This is a genomic window from Congzhengia minquanensis (assembly GCF_014384785.1).
Classification (GTDB): domain Bacteria; phylum Bacillota; class Clostridia; order UBA1381; family UBA9506; genus Congzhengia; species Congzhengia minquanensis.
Genome location: NZ_JACRSU010000003.1, coordinates 193,303 through 208,468 on the forward strand (window position 1 = coordinate 193,303; position 15,166 = coordinate 208,468).

Annotated in this window: 14 protein-coding genes; 7 read left to right on the forward strand and 7 right to left on the reverse strand. The window is 46.6% G+C overall.

Features of this window, described 5'->3' with window-relative positions:
- The first annotated feature begins 5 nt into the window (after positions 1-5).
- Genes H8698_RS08740 through H8698_RS08750 form a run of 3 tightly spaced genes read left to right on the forward strand, consistent with a single transcriptional unit; the run spans position 6 to position 2,671 of the window.
- Complete coding sequence (locus H8698_RS08740) at positions 6-866, forward strand: YitT family protein (protein WP_249312841.1); 861 nt, start codon at positions 6-8, stop codon at positions 864-866.
- 18 nt (positions 867-884) lie between these two features.
- Positions 885-1,733 (forward strand): transketolase, encoded by an 849-nt coding sequence (locus H8698_RS08745; RefSeq protein WP_249312843.1) that lies wholly within the window; start codon positions 885-887, stop codon positions 1,731-1,733.
- A 2-nt stretch (positions 1,734-1,735) separates the two neighbouring features.
- Entirely contained in the window at positions 1,736-2,671 is a 936-nt protein-coding gene (locus tag H8698_RS08750; protein WP_249312845.1) for a transketolase family protein, read from the forward strand.
- 30 nt (positions 2,672-2,701) lie between these two features.
- On the opposite strand, the gene H8698_RS08755 is transcribed toward H8698_RS08750, so the two are convergent.
- From H8698_RS08755 to H8698_RS08785, 7 genes are all read right to left on the reverse strand, one after another.
- Positions 2,702-3,169, reverse strand: a complete 468-nt coding sequence (locus H8698_RS08755) for a hypothetical protein (RefSeq protein WP_249312847.1) — start codon at positions 3,167-3,169, stop codon at positions 2,702-2,704.
- Positions 3,170-3,195: 26 nt separating this feature from the next.
- Entirely contained in the window at positions 3,196-4,470 is a 1,275-nt protein-coding gene (locus H8698_RS08760) for a family 43 glycosylhydrolase (protein WP_249312849.1), read from the reverse strand.
- Positions 4,471-4,502: 32 nt separating this feature from the next.
- Positions 4,503-5,339: a YitT family protein gene (locus H8698_RS08765; protein ID WP_249312851.1), complete on the reverse strand. Its 837-nt coding sequence runs from the start codon at positions 5,337-5,339 to the stop codon at positions 4,503-4,505.
- Between the two features lie 189 nt (positions 5,340-5,528).
- Positions 5,529-6,335: a sporulation transcription factor Spo0A gene (gene spo0A, locus H8698_RS08770; protein WP_249312853.1), complete on the reverse strand. Its 807-nt coding sequence runs from the start codon at positions 6,333-6,335 to the stop codon at positions 5,529-5,531.
- Positions 6,336-6,590: 255 nt separating this feature from the next.
- Positions 6,591-7,709, reverse strand: a complete 1,119-nt coding sequence (rpoD, locus tag H8698_RS08775) for an RNA polymerase sigma factor RpoD (RefSeq protein ID WP_249312854.1) — start codon at positions 7,707-7,709, stop codon at positions 6,591-6,593.
- Entirely contained in the window at positions 7,702-9,480 is a 1,779-nt protein-coding gene (gene dnaG, locus H8698_RS08780; protein ID WP_249312856.1) for a DNA primase, read from the reverse strand. The genes rpoD and dnaG overlap by 8 nt, the downstream gene beginning before the upstream one ends.
- An 80-nt stretch (positions 9,481-9,560) precedes the next feature.
- Entirely contained in the window at positions 9,561-10,364 is an 804-nt protein-coding gene (locus H8698_RS08785) for an AraC family transcriptional regulator (protein ID WP_249312857.1), read from the reverse strand.
- A gap of 153 nt (positions 10,365-10,517) precedes the next feature.
- Here H8698_RS08785 and H8698_RS08790 point away from each other — a divergent pair, with 153 nt between their 5' ends.
- The 4 genes from H8698_RS08790 to H8698_RS08805 are packed head-to-tail and all read left to right on the forward strand — an operon-like array spanning position 10,518 to position 14,993.
- Positions 10,518-11,195, forward strand: coding sequence for an RraA family protein (locus H8698_RS08790; protein WP_249312859.1), 678 nt, complete (start codon positions 10,518-10,520; stop codon positions 11,193-11,195).
- A 24-nt stretch (positions 11,196-11,219) separates the two neighbouring features.
- Complete coding sequence (locus H8698_RS08795) at positions 11,220-11,918, forward strand: SDR family oxidoreductase (RefSeq protein ID WP_249312861.1); 699 nt, start codon at positions 11,220-11,222, stop codon at positions 11,916-11,918.
- 15 nt (positions 11,919-11,933) lie between these two features.
- A complete protein-coding gene (locus tag H8698_RS08800) occupies positions 11,934-12,995 on the forward strand; it encodes a glycoside hydrolase family 88 protein (protein WP_249312864.1) in 1,062 nt (353 codons plus the stop codon).
- The gene (locus H8698_RS08805) at positions 12,996-14,993 is read left to right on the forward strand and encodes a hypothetical protein (RefSeq protein ID WP_249312867.1); all 1,998 of its coding nucleotides are present in this window, start codon (positions 12,996-12,998) and stop codon (positions 14,991-14,993) included.
- Positions 14,994-15,166: the final 173 nt, after the last annotated feature.

Sequence of the window (15,166 nt, forward strand, 5' to 3'; positions counted from 1 at the left end):
GGAATTTGAAATTAAAAAAAACAGTTCGCACCATAAAAATCTATGCCGCAATTACAGCAGGCGTGTTTTTAGCGTCTTTAGGAATTAATCTATTTTTAGCGCCCCATGCCATTGTTTCCGGTGGCGCTTCCGGTATTGCGATTTTGGTAAACCGCTTAACCGGCTTTCCCATGGGAACGTTTATGCTGTTAATCAACATTCCGCTGTTTATTTTGGGCTCCATTTTTTTGGGTCATGGATTTGGAATTCGTTCCATTTACGGCACAATTCTGTTTTCTGTGTTCACAGACGTTACCGCCCTGCTGCCCGGCCTGACCGAAAACCTCATTATGGCGTCTGTTTTTGGCGGCGCATTACTCGGCATGGGATTTGGCATTGTGTTTTTAGCAGGCGCCACCAGCGGCGGAACAGACATTTTGGCCTCCTTGGGGCATAAGGCCATTCCTGCAGTTGACGTAGGAAAATGGATTTTTATTATCGACATTGTGATCATTTCTTCCGGCGCGTATCTGTTCCGCAACACCGAGTTGGTGCTGGCAGGTATTTTAACTCTGTTTATCAATTCGCTTTTGGTAGACTACATCATATCCGGCGCCAATGTGGCAAAAATTGTGTATATTATCTCGGACAAAAGCGAGGAAATTGCCAAAGAGATTATGGAAAAGGTGGAGCGGGGCGTTACGGGAATTTATACCCGCGGTATGTATATTAAAGAGGACCGCACCATGCTGATGTGCGTTGTAAAACGGTTTGAACTGATTCGGCTTGAACGGATTGTTGAAAGACATGACAAGCGTGCTTTTTTAGTTTATTCCCAAGCGCGCCAGGTTACGGGAGAAGGTTTTAAAATATATCCAATACATTAAGAAAGGAGCTGTAACTTCTTGGACAAACAAAGAATTACAGAACTAAAGGTTATTGCCGCAAACGTTAGGAAAGATGCGCTGACGGCTGTTCACGCAGCCGCATCGGGGCACCCGGGCGGGTCTCTTTCCATTGCAGATGTACTTACTATTTTATATTTTGAGGTAATGAACATAAACCCTGAAAATCCGAAAGACCCTGACCGCGACAGGTTTGTTCTTTCCAAAGGCCACTGTGCGCCGGCGCTTTACGGTGTGTTGGCAGAGCGCGGGTACTTCCCGCGGGAGGACATGGCAACATTCCGTAAAACCGGAAGTTACCTCCAGGGCCATCCTGACATGAAAAGCGTGCCCGGAATAGACATGTCCAGCGGTTCGCTGGGCCAGGGCGTTTGTGCCGCAAACGGCATGGCGCTGGCAGGGAAAATTGACAGCAAGCCCTACCGTGTTTATACGATTTTAGGCGACGGCGAGTTAGAAGAAGGCCAGGTTTGGGAAGCGGCCATGTATGCGCCGCACTATAAGCTGGACAACCTCACCGCCTTTGTGGATTTTAACGGACTGCAAATTGACGGGGATATAGCAGAAGTGATGTCTCCTCTGCCGATTGACGAAAAGTTCGCCGCCTTCGGCTGGCATGTAATTGTAAGCGACGCTCACGATTTTGAAGCTTTGCTTTCCGCAATCAACGAGGCGAAAGCAACAAAGGGCAAGCCGACGGTAATCATTTTAAAAAGCATTAAGGGCAAGGGAGTTTCGTTTATGGAGAACAACGCCGCATGGCATGGCGCGGCGCCCAATGACGAACAGTTCCAGCAGGCCATGGAAGAGCTGGACCAAGAGCTTGACCGTTTGAAAAAGGAGGCGTAATCATGGGAAAAGTTGCAACAAGAGAGGCATATGGACAGGCTTTGGCCGAGTTCGGTGAAAAATATGATATTGTGGTATTGGATGCGGATCTGTCGAAATCAACAAAAACCGATACCTTTAAAAAGAAGTTCCCCGACCGCTTTTTCAACACAGGGATTGCAGAGGCAAACATGATGTCCACCGCAGCAGGATTAGCCACATGCGGTAAAATCGTTTTTGCAAGCTCCTTTGCTATGTTTGCGGCAGGACGTGCATTCGAGCAAGTAAGAAACAGCATTTGCTACCCCAACCTGAACGTAAAAATCGGCGCGACCCACGCAGGCATTTCAGTGGGGGAGGACGGCGCAACCCACCAGTGTTTAGAAGACATTGGACTGATGCGCACCATTCCCAACATGGTAATTATCAACCCTGCGGACAAGGCGGAGTCTATCTTGGCAGTGGAGGCCGCAATCAAGCATAACGGCCCTGTTTACTTACGGTTCGGGCGCCTGGCAGTGCCGGAAATTTTCGACCGGGAAACATATAACTTTGAAATTGGAAAAGGCGTGGAGATAGCTAAGGGGTCAGACGTTTCTATCATTGCTACGGGCCTGATGGTGCCCACAGCGCTGGAAGCGGCAGAAGCACTGACAAAGGAAGGAATTTCGGCCCGCGTGATTAACATGGCTACCATCAAACCCATTGACAGCAACATTATCATCAAGGCGGCAAAGGAAACAGGCGCCATTGTCACGGCAGAGGAACACAACATCATTGGCGGGCTGGGAAGCGCGGTTGCCGAAGTTTTGTGTGAAAACTTCCCCGTTCCCATGAAGCGCGTGGGAACGAAAGATGTGTTCGGGCAGTCGGGCAAGCCCGCAGAGCTGTTTGAAATTTATGGCCTAACGGCAGAAAATATAGTGAAAAACGTAAAAGATGTTTTGAAAATGAAATAAAAATGCGGCAGATATTATCTGCCGCATTTTTTAATACCCCAATTCATTTAAAACTGCTTTCACGTCCTCTGCTTTTTCCTCCGGCACGTCGGCATAAATAAACGTGTTGCCGATGGAGGAGTTAACCATATACCGGCCTTCGGCAGTTAAGGAATATTTCACGTTATTGCCTGAACCGGTGGTTTCACCCGTGGCGCCGCCGGCAAAGTTTTCAAACTTTTTTTTGTTCTGGTCACACATGGCTTTTGCCTGCTTCTGTGTTTCCACCGCATAAAACGCAAGCTCAAAGTTTTCCTCCGGAATGCGAACGTAATAACATTTTGAAACGCCTACTTCGGGGTCAAACCGGTCTGTCACGTCCTGAATTTCATAGCCTTTTGCCTCAGCTGCGGCACGGAAACTTTCAGAATCTGTCTTTTTTTTATAAAAACAGCCAGACAGCCCAATGATTGTTATAACACACAGATAGGCGGCAAGACCGCGGTATATTTTTTTCATCTTCATTCCTCCTATATTATTTTAAATCACTGATAAAACCAAAATTTCTGAATTTGAAACAGGTCTTTTCCAGAACCTCTGAACACCAAGCAAAGCCCGTGTTTTCCGTTTGCTTTTTTAATTTTACAGGAAACCTCTGTCCATTGTTCTGGATTCTGCGCCGGGGGAATTTGGCAAACGCCCAAAAGTTCGCCGGCAATATGGTCCAGCCGAATTTCAATCTGACTGTTTCGTTTTGCGCCCCTTACAATGGCAGTAAAGCTGCTTTGGGCTCCGTCAAACGCATAATATTTGTATATGGCGCTGTCGCCGTCTGTTACAGCTTGAATATATTCATCTTTCCCGTCCCGCTGAATAAAAGCGTTCATACTGAGCTGGCATGCGCGGCCGGCATCCATTTTCATTTCCGGCTGTAAGGGGCCGTCAATACCCTGGGTTGTCATTTCCACCCTATTGATGGAGCCGTCTTCCTGAAAGGTGATTGGTTCAACGCATACTCTGCGGCTGAACTTGCTGTTATGGGTTTGGCGATGGTAAAACACATACCACTGGCCGTTAAATTCCGCAATGCTGCCGTGGTTGTTCCATACAGAAGGGTCGCAGCCGATGTTGTCTATGATGATCCCTTTCTGCTCAAAAGGCCCTAAAGGAGATTTGCCCATGGCATAAGAAAGCCGGGTTGGCGCGCCGCTGCTGTCGTCGGCATAAACCAAATAATAAGTATCGCCGCGTTTGCGCATGGAGGAACCTTCGTGGAACCCATGACTGTCCTCGTTGATGATATTGGTGTTTAATGTGGCTTCATCAATTTCGCGCATATTTTCTTTTAACCGCGCGCCCCGTAACCGAAACTGCCCCCAATACAGATATGCCGCACCGTCATCATCAATAAAAATTGCCGGGTCAATTGCGTCTTCGTTGGCAAGGGGAATTGGCCGAACCTCCTTAAAGCGACCCCAAGGATTATCACTGACAGCCATGCCCTCGCCGTTTGCCAATCCCTTTCCGTTTAAAACCGCCGTACAAAAATAAAGATAATACTTGCCGTTCTTTTCTATGCAGTCCGGCGCATAGAGAATGCTGCCGGCAAACACTCCCATTCCCTGCTGATCTGTTGAAAAGCTAATGCCATGGTCAGTCCAGTGTTTCATATCATCGGTGGAAAACACCTTGTATTGCTTGCTGCACCATCTGTCTTCGCCGCAGATATCCATAGAGCCGTATAAATACAGTCGGCCGTCCAAAAATTGGTGCGCCTCTACGTCAGGAATAAATTCGCTTAATGGCAAAATTGGATTCATATAAAACCTCCGTTCATGTTTGTGCCACAGCCCTATCTGTAAACGTGAAAACCGTTTCCCACAATTTGCTGGGACTCTGAGAAAATAGTAAAGGCGTGCGCATCTAATTCTTCAATTTTTTTCTGAAACGCTGGCATTTCCCGCTCTTTAATGGCACACATCAGCATGGTTTTTTTCTCGTTTGAATAGGCGCCGGTCACGTCGAACACCGTTACCCCGCGGGTAGAGGTGGAAATTAAATAGCGTGCCACATCATTTCCTTTATTCGTGATAACAAAGGCAAGTTTTGAAATGTTCAGCTTGCGGATTAAATAGTCAATCGCGAAAGATGATACCATCAGCGCCACAATACCAAACAAAATCAGCTCCATGTCACGGAACACAAAAAGTGACGTTAAAATAACTGTTCCGTCAATGATTAAAAGCAGCTTTCCAATTGGCATATGCGGAAAAAAGTGCTGGAACAGCCTGCCCAATATGTCGGTTCCGCCGGTGGAGGCATTTTGCGAAAATGCAAGGCCAATGCCAAACCCATACACCACGCCTCCAAAAACCGCCGCAAGAAGAATATTGTCTGTTATAGGAGGGAGCCAAGAGAATAGTTCAATAAAGCCCGATAAAATCATGGAACATACAAAGGATTTTAAAATAAACCCTTTTCCCAAAACCCAAATTCCAATGAGTGCCAGCAAAATGTTCACAGCCGCATATGTAACAGATGTGGGAATCCCTGCCGTATAAAACATGATGGTGGAAAGGCCGGAAACACCTCCGCTCACGATTTTATTCGGCACATAAAAAACGCTGACGGCAAACGCAACCATAACAACACCTGCTAACGCAGTCAGCGCGCTTGTTGCTTTTTTCATATCAACAACCTCCGTTTGCCAGTCAATTATACCATAAAGCGAATAAAAACACAACCAAAGAGGCTGTGTTTTTATCCTTTTGCATATAAATAATTTTTATAGTAGCGGCCTGCGCGCCTTAGGGGGAGGTTTGTATCATAAATCCTATGGTGCGCAGGCCGAAGGGTGGGGGCGTTTCTCAAGGCACCGTTACATTGCTTTTTTCATTTTCAGCTTAATGGAATCGGAAATCATGGCTATGAACTCGCCGTTTGTGGGTTTTCCCTTGTTGGTGTCGATGGTATAGCCGAAAATGTCTGTCAATACTTCCTCGCGGCCGCGGTTCCATGCCACTTCAATAGCGTGGCGGATAGCGCGTTCCACTCTGGAGGAGGTGGTGCTGAAGTTTTTTGCCACGGTGGGATATAACAGTTTTGTTATGGAGTTAATAAACTCATCATCATGGATACACAAGTCAATTGCGTTTCTTAAATAGTTGTAGCCTTTGATGTGGGCGGGAACGCCAATGTCGTGAATGATGTCTGTGATAACGCTTTCTAAATTGTTCTCATCAATGGGCATGTTCATATTTTTTGCAATTCCATTAGATTTTGAAATACTCTGAATGGATGCCGGAATATTCATAAAAGAATACAATTGACGGATTCGGTCTGCAATCACGGCATAGTCGTTGCAAGGCTTCATGATATAATAGTGTGCGCCCAATGAAATTGCCTTTTGTGTTACTTTATCGTTGCCAATGGCGCTGTACATAATATAGCAGGTATTTGCACAGGACTGGTTTTGCGCCAGCCGCTCCAATAACCCTAAACCGTCCAGCCTTGGCATTACAATATCTAAAATTGCCACATCGGGTTTTAAATTGCAAATTTGTTTATATCCTTCTTCTCCGTTTTCTGCAGTTCCAACCAGTTCTATGTCCGGCACATTTTGAAAATATTCTGTCAAACTATTTCGCACCTCTAAGTTGTCATCTACTAATACAATTCTTATCATGTCATATTCCTCCTGATGTCTTTTGAATTAATTGGTAATTATTTACATCTCCGTTATGAGACTATTATAACACGTTAATTTTTATAATTCAAGTACTTTTTACCAATTTTTGTAAATAATTTGGAATTAAATGGTAGATGTTTCGGGTTTCTACAGTATATTACGCTTTCTGTCAAAAATCGACGTGACAATATGACACGAAGAGTGACGTACAGGCAAAAAATAAAACGCGGGGCACATCCCGCGTTTTATTTTTTATTCTAAATAGTCTTTTAATTTTTTGCTTCTGCTAGGATGCCGCAGCTTTCTTAAAGCTTTTGCCTCAATTTGGCGGATCCGTTCGCGTGTTACGTCGAACTCCTTGCCGACTTCTTCCAGTGTTCTGGCGCGGCCGTCTTCCAAACCAAACCGCAGCTTTAAAACCATTGATTCTCTGGGAGAAAGCGTGTCTAACACGTTGCCCAGCTGTTCTTTCAGCAGCATAAACGATGCGGCTTCAGAAGGCGCCGGCGCGTCGTCGTCCGGGATAAAGTCTCCCAGGTGGCTGTCTTCCTCCTCGCCGATGGGGGTTTCCAATGACACAGGCTCCTGGGCAATTTTCATAATTTCGCGCACTTTGTCAATCGACATGTTCAGTTCTTTTGCAATTTCATTGGGGTGCGGGTCGCGGCCCAATTCCTGCACCAGCTGGCGGGAAACACGAATTAACTTGTTAATGGTTTCCACCATATGCACCGGAATTCGAATGGTTCTTGCCTGGTCGGCAATGGCGCGGGTAATGGACTGGCGAATCCACCAGGTGGCGTAGGTGCTGAATTTATAGCCCTTTGCATAGTCAAACTTTTCAACGGCCTTAATCAGACCTAAATTACCCTCCTGAATTAAATCCAAAAACAGCATGCCTCGGCCAACATAACGCTTTGCAATGGAGACAACTAAACGAAGGTTTGCCTCGGCCAAACGCTTTCTTGCAGTAACGTCGCCTTCCGACATGCGCTTTGCCAAATCCATTTCCTCTTCTGCGTCTAAAAGCGGAACCTTGCCGATTTCTTTTAAATACATCTTGACATGGTCATCAATGGAAACGCCTTCTGCCGACGAAATTTCCATTACCTCGGCGTTAATGTCCATATCCTCGGAGGGTTTAATTTCTTCAAATTCCTCCTCAATTTTTTCCATTTCCTTGTCAAGGTCAGAAACTACTTCGATGCCCTCGTGTTCTAAAACCTCGTATATATGTTCAATTTGCTCCGGCTCCATTTCAATTTCCGACAATGAATCCATAATCTCCTTGTAGGTTAAAATGCCGTTGGTGCGGCCTTTGGCAGTCAGTTTGGCAATGGCGTCTGATTTCTTTTGTTCAACTTCAGTCAATTTCGCTTCTCCTCTCGTTTTCCTTTTTGATAAGAGCGTTTATCTCATCAATTTTGCCCTCGGCGGCAAGCTTGTTAATCCGGTTATTCAAATTCTGCTTTTTAATTTTATTGATATTATCTTTCACAGCCGCAACAGAGTCCCCCATATATTCTTTATATAAAATATCCGCCGCCAAGGCTTTCATTTCCTCCGGCAGGGAGGACAAAAACACAGGTGCGTTGCAGCTGTCGTTACTTTCTTTAAATTTTATGATGGCCTGAAACAAATCCCTGTTTTTTAAATCGGTCAGCTCGTCAGGAGAAACTTCTGATTTTGCGGTGCGAAACGCGGAGTTGTTAAAAAACATTAAATTCAGCAGCATTCGCTCCGCTTTATAAACGGAGGTGGGCTGGGCCGTCTGCCCCCGCGGAAGCATGTCAGGTTTGTTAACGCTTTGCACCTTCCGCTCCTGCATTTTTAATTGCTTGCGGTTTTTGTTATAAATCAGTTTATTCACCTGGGCCGAAATTGATTCTACGGAAATATCGGTTTCGTGAGAAATTCGTTTCATGTAAATTTCGCGCTCCACCGCGTTGGGATTTTGCGCCAAAATTTCGGCGGCCTTTTCTAAAAACTCAACCGTTTGGTCTGATTCGACAAGATTATAGTTTTTCCTGGCCTTTAAAATTCTATACTCCGTGGCGGAAAGCGCTTTTGCAATTACCTGTTTAAAGCTTTCCACCCCTTTGGTTTTTAAAAACTCGTCCGGGTCTTTTGCGCCAGTATAGGACAAAACCTTTAACTTCACCCCGCCGGCACTTAAAATATCAATTGCCTTGTCTGCTGCTTTTTGCCCGGCCTCGTCGCTGTCATAGCAGACGTAAACTACGTTAGAATATCGCTTGAGCAAAGAGGCCTGTCCGTCGGTTAAAGCGGTGCCTAGGCCTGCCACGGCGTTTGGGAAACCGTAAACGTGCAGCGACACAGCGTCCATATAGCCCTCCACCAAAATCAGCCCGTCTTTTGCGCCGAACTGCTTGGCCACATTTAAGCCGAACACATTGTCCCCCTTGTGAAAAACAGGCGTTTCCGGCGAGTTCATATATTTTGCGGCGTCGTCCCCTAAAGCGCGGCCGCCAAATGCAATCACATTTCCCCGCACGTCAATGATGGGAAACATCAGACGGTTGCGGAACTTGTCGTAAACGTGGCCCTTGTCGTTTTTCACCGCCAGGCCGGCCATAACGATTTCGTCATTTTTATAACCGTGTCCGTTTAAAAATGAAGTCAGGTCCGACCAGGATTCCGGCGCAAACCCAATTCCATAGGTGGCAATAATTTCGCGGGTTAGCCCCCGTTTCGAAGCGTAGCCCCGGGCCGCTTTGGCAGCCTCGGTGGAAAGGTTTGCCACAAAATGCTTTGCGGCGAGCTTGTTCATTTTTAAAATCCGTTCCCGCATGTCATGCCTTTTCTGCACCGCAGGACTGTAAACCTCCTCCTCCAGCACAACGCCGGCGCGGTCGGCCAGAAACTTTATGCAATCCACAAAGTCCAGGTTTTCAATTTTCATGATAAAGTCAATTAAATTGCCGCCCGTTCCACAGCCAAAACAATAGAAAAGTTGCTTGTCAGCGCTGATGTGGAACGAGGGGGTTTTTTCGCGGTGAAAGGGGCACAAGCCTACATAATCGGAACCATTTCTGCGCAAAGAAACATAAGACGAAACAACCTCAACAATGTCACAGCGCCGAAGAACTTCATCAATGGAACTTTGCAAAAACCGCGCCAATTGAAAACCTCCTTTAAAAAACACGTAAACTTCCTTCTACCTATTATATTCGACAATAAACGCTTTTTTCCTTTTTTCTTTCAAAAAGATTTTTCCTGCCGCTGGGTGCGGAACGCGTTCGGAGCCAAGCCAAACGTTTTTTTAAAAAGGTCGCTGAAATAAAATACGTTTTTAAACCCGCATAGGCGCGCGGTTTCGCTGACGTTAAACTCATTGGCCGCCAAAAGGTCTTTTGCCTTGTTTAAACGCAGATATAATATATATTGTTTCGGAGACTTCCCATAATATGCAGTAAATAGCTTGCGAAAGTGAGAAAGTGAAAATCCGGCCTCGCCGGCTAAAAATTCAAGGGAAATATCTCCGGTAAAGTTTTCCTGAATATATTTTTTTGCAAAATCCAGCTGCCCATGGCCGGGCGCGGCGCTTTCCATTTTTGCAGAGAGTAAAGATATTAAAATTTCCTGCACAATTGTGCGGCTTTTCAAGCGGTAGAGCGGTTCTTTTCCTGCCCACACCTTTGAAAGAGTGAAAAACAAACGGCCCGCCTCGCCGGAAACCTTAGGCACATAAATCATGCTGCGGTTATAACCGGCTTTGCTTCTTTTATATAACGTAAGGTCAAAATTCACCGAAACAAAATGCCAGGGATGCAGTCTGTCGGCTTTTCCTGACCGGACATTGCCCGGCGGGAAAATGCAAACGTCGTTTGGCCCGGCAGAAATTTTTCTGCCGTCTGTTTCATAGGTCACAAAACCGTCGGCGGAAAACGCCATAACATAGTTTTGCTCAAAACATATATTTTTTACCGCCCAGCTTGCTGTGTGGGGCCGTTCCACCACATAGTTTACATCTGTTACCACAAAATCCATATTTTCATAGCCCATTTTCAAAATCTCCCTTGTTTGTGTTGATTTTATCATACCATTGGCGGTAAAAAAAGTAAAGCGTTTTCTATATGAAAAAATCGTTTCTTTAATGGAAATGCTTAAAAAAACGTGATAAAATAAAATCAAATACCAAATAAAAAGGGTGAGAAAATGGAACGAGTGATAAAACAGTTTCCCATTTTGGAGGCGGAGCTTTGCGCAAGATACATGGGCGTGACAACGCCCATGGTGAACGACGTGCTCCGAGCTATGGGAAAGCTTAGTCAAACGCTTCCTGAAACGATTATGCCGCTTAAAGACGAAATGAAAGTGGCGGGTATTGCGTTTTGCATCAGCGGTGAGAAAAGCACCGAGCAGGAGGGCGAAATGGAGGAGCGCGCCAAAATGCTGGAGGCAATCGGAAAAGACACGGTTTGCGTTTGGGCAACCGGCGGTGACAACAGCGCGGCCCAGTGGGGCGAAATCATGACCATGGCGGCAAAATCCCGGGGCTGCCGCGGCGCAATGGTTGACGGCGGCGTGCGTGACACAAACCGCGTGCTGGAACAAGGCTTCCCAGTGTTTTGCCGTTACAGAAGTTCAAGCGGCATGCTGGGCAGGTTCCGTTTAACGGGCTATCAAAAGCCGGTTACCATTGGCAAAGTTACCATCTGCCCGGGAGACGTGATGCTGGGGGACATTGACGGCTGTATCTGTATTCCCAGAGATATTGCCTATGAGGTTCTGGTGGAAGCAGAAAAGATAAGGGACAATGAAGTGGAAATTAAAAAAATGGTAGATGGGGGCATGAAGCCCTCTGAAGTGGTTCAAAACGGCGGATATTTTTAAAAGGAAGAAAGGATGGAAATAAACATGGATTTTAAAGGTAAAAACGTAATTGTAACGGGAGCAAGCGGCGGAATTGGCTGTGCGCTGTGTAAAAAGCTTTCAGAAAACGGCGCTTTTATTGCTGCGGCCAGCCACACAGAAGACGGGGCAAAGGCAATTGCATCGGAGCTTGGGGAAAATTGCTTTTCCATGAGCGTAGACGTAACCAAAGAAGCGGAAGTTATAAAATTTTATAAAGCCGCGGTGGAAAAGCAGAAAAAGTTTGATTATCTGGTAAACCTGGCCGGTCTGTCCATGCCTTGCAAATACGACGAGGCGGAGGAAAGCCTTTATGACACGGTGATGGATGTGAACGTGAAAGGCTCGTTTTTGATGAGCAAGCATTTTGCAGGATATGCAAACGACCCGGCCATGATTATTAACACCGGCAGCATGGCGGCCCGCAACACCAATGCCAACGCGCCGGTTTACTGCATGGCAAAAGGTGCGGTGAACAAGCTGTCTGAGGGACTGTTTTTGCAGTATGCCAAAAGGGGCATCCGCGTGACCACAGTAAATCCCGGCGGCGTGGACACACCTTTCTGGGGCGACCGCCCGGTAGACAGAACCGCGTTGATGACAGCGGAGAACGTGTCGGACATAATTTATTTTTTAATGACGACACCGTCCCATGTGCAAATCCACTCTATCGACTTTGAATGTACGGCAAAATTTAAAAAGTAAAGTGAGGAACGGAAAATGAAACCTCTTGACATGGCGCAAAACCTAGTTTTGAGAAATCAAAAAATGCACGTTCCGTCTCAATATTACGGTCTGTTGATGTTCTACGGCGCGGCGCAGGCCGCGGCGGAATTAGAAAGTCCCCGGTTTTTGAAGAAGGTAATTGGTTTTTTAGACGCCTATCCCGACAAAACGGGCCAAATGGTAGGCAATTTCGACAGCTACACCGCAGGAGGAAACGGGAAAGCATATTTCACCTATCTTGACAAAATTGGGAAGATTACCTTAGCAAAGGACGTAAAAGAGCGGTTTTATGCCGCAACCAGGGAATATGCAGACAAAACCTTGGCGGCTCCCAAAAGTGCGGACGGCATTTTGACTTCGGCAAAAGTGGGGCCGGACAAGGTGTGGATTGATGTTGTCACCTGTGTTACCCCCTTCATGCTGTTTGCCGGCCTGGCGCTTGACAACGAAGCGTATGTTGACTTTGGCGCAGAACAGTGCTTCTTGATGTATGAGCTGTTTTTAGACAAAGAAAACGGCCTTTTGCACCAGTGCCGGGGCTTTGTTACGGGAAAACCGGAGGCAATTTCAAAAGATCACTGGTCCAGAGGAAACGGCTGGGGATATGTTGGTTTTGCAGATTTAATTTCATATTTGCCAAAAACCTCCCGCCATTTTGAAAAAGCAAGAAACGAGTATGTGAAATTTACAGATGCGCTGTTAAAAGTTCAGACAGACGGCGGCATGTGGAACCAGGAGCTGACCGACAAAGACGCCTGGCATGAAACCTCCGGCACAGCATTAATTCTTTACGGCTTAGGCGCTGGAATTCGGCGGGGCATTTTAAAGGACGAACGCTATAAAAAAGCATTTCAAAAAGGCATAAATGCTCTTTTAGGCTTTATTGACAACGACTTTGCTACCTACAACTCCTGCCCGGGGTGCCTTTGCCCGAAGCGGACGGGTGAAATTGCAGAGTATTTGGCCCTGGTGCCGCCGAAAGACGAAGTGCACTCCTACGGCGCGTTTATTTTAGCGTTGACAGAAGCCCACAGGAACGGAATGGAGGAGATTTAAGTGATTCAGTTTATTCAGTCTGAGGAAATTAATACGTTTTTAAGCCAGCCGGAAGACAGCCATGTGAAAACCCTTTATAAAGAAGTGAAGAATCGGGCAAAACAGCATATTTTAGCAGACAGCTTCTCCCATTCTGGCGACGCCTGCGCGTGGTATCACGTGTGCTCAAGCCGCATGTCGGACGTGTGCGTGTTCTATCTTGCAGAAAAAGACGAGGAGGCGGCCAAGTGGATAAAAAACCGCGCGCTTGACATTGCGGCCCTCTCTGAGGAAGAATGGCTGGGGCCTTTTTACAGGCCGAAGCAAAAGCCCTGCATTGGGTCGCTGGAAACGGCGCACATTGCTGTGACGCTGTGCGACGCCTATGTGAACGGATATGCGCTGTTCCATCAAGAAGAAAAAAATAAAATAGAGGCGGCATTAAGAAATTATGGCCTGCACCTTTGTGAGCGGTATATTACCGAAGTACTGGCAGGAAACGCCTTTCAGGGGCGCATTATAAACTGGTTCATGGTGCTGTTAAACGGCTTTGGAACCTGCGCGGCGGTGCTGTCAGACGGCGCGGCCATGGAGCGAGCACTGACATATTGCAAAATGGCGGAAGAGGCGTTTAATTCAGACAGCTATGGGGAAAGCCTGCAATATTCCAGCTATGCGGCCCACAATCTGGCCCATTTTCACGAGGTGGCCGAACGGTTCGGCATAGACGAAGAAAAACTGAACACCGAAGTTTTTGCAAACCTTGCAGGCTGGTATGCCTCCAGCTATATTGGAAAGCATGTTGTTAACCGCATAGGCGGCAGCGTGCCGCAGTTTTTTAATTTTGGAGACAGCGCGCATATTTACAGGCCCTCTGGCGACCTTTTGGCGCGAATTGCGCGAAAGAGTAAAAACGAACGCAGCCGGGGCCTTGCAAAGTGGCTTTTAGAGGAACTTTATCAGGGGGAAAGCCTTTTGTCAGACGAACTTTCTGCATTTGGCTTTCACTATACGGGCAGCTACTGCGTTTTTCAATATCCCTACGAAACAGCGGCCGTTTCGCCCAAGCAGGCGTTGCTTCCGGAATTTAACGTGTTTGAAAACGGGCACATTTTCATGCGCGATGCGTGGGAAAACCCTGGCTCGGAGCTGGCAATTTCTGCGGGTTACAAACCGCTTGCAGCTACCGCCCACCGGCATTTTGACCAAAACAGCTTTCAGCTTCAGGTGTTTGGTGAGCGTTTTTTCCACGACCCCGGCCACTGCTGCTACCGCTTAAACGCCCACCAGCGCTCCCGTAATGCGGAAAGCCACAACTGTGCGCTCATCTTTAAAAATGGGCGGGAACTTGTGCAAAAGGAGGTTTCCGGTGATGTCCGCCACTACACAGAGCCGCTTAACAGCCTGGTTTGCGCGAGAGCAGCGGGGGATATGTATGTGGTGATTTCCGACGGCACAAAGCTCTACGGCGGCGAGGTGAAAAAATATGTTCGCGCCTTTTTTGTAAAGCTGCCCCACATGATGGCAGTTATAGATTTTGTGGAAGCAGACGAGCCTGTTTCACTTTGTGCAAATTTCACGCTGGATAACCGGGAAAACGATTTAAAGGTGCACATATATAATGAAGAACGAATTGTGTTCCGCAAAGGGCAAAGCGCCGTAAAGCTGTTTTCTATGTATGCGGCGGCTGACGGGGAAGTATGCGGCACAGACTTTTCATTTGGCTGGGGCTATGCCCACGACTACTATCACCCGGAACCGAATTTTCATGGGCAGGGCAAAGAGGGGAGCGGCCTTTGCTACCGCTGGAAGCCGCAGAAAGAGGGAAAAACCAATCTTCTGCTGCACACAATTTGCTTTGATAAAGAGGAACAAATCCGCGGCTGGCACGTAACAAAAAATGAAACCGAAATTCATTTGGAGTCGCCGGACAAAACCGACTATTTTGACCTTGAAATCAACGGCACTGATATGATTCTGACACAGCCAAATGGTCAAACTGACAAATTTACACTATGACACTCATGCAGAAATTGTGCATTATATGCAAAAAATGGCGGCGAAATTATGCATTTTGCTGAATTTTAAACAACCCCTTTGATTTTTATGAAAAGTATGATAAAATACAACTGTATTAATATAGACAAAGGGGTATACCCCTTTGTTGTATGTATAAAATACATACAACAAAT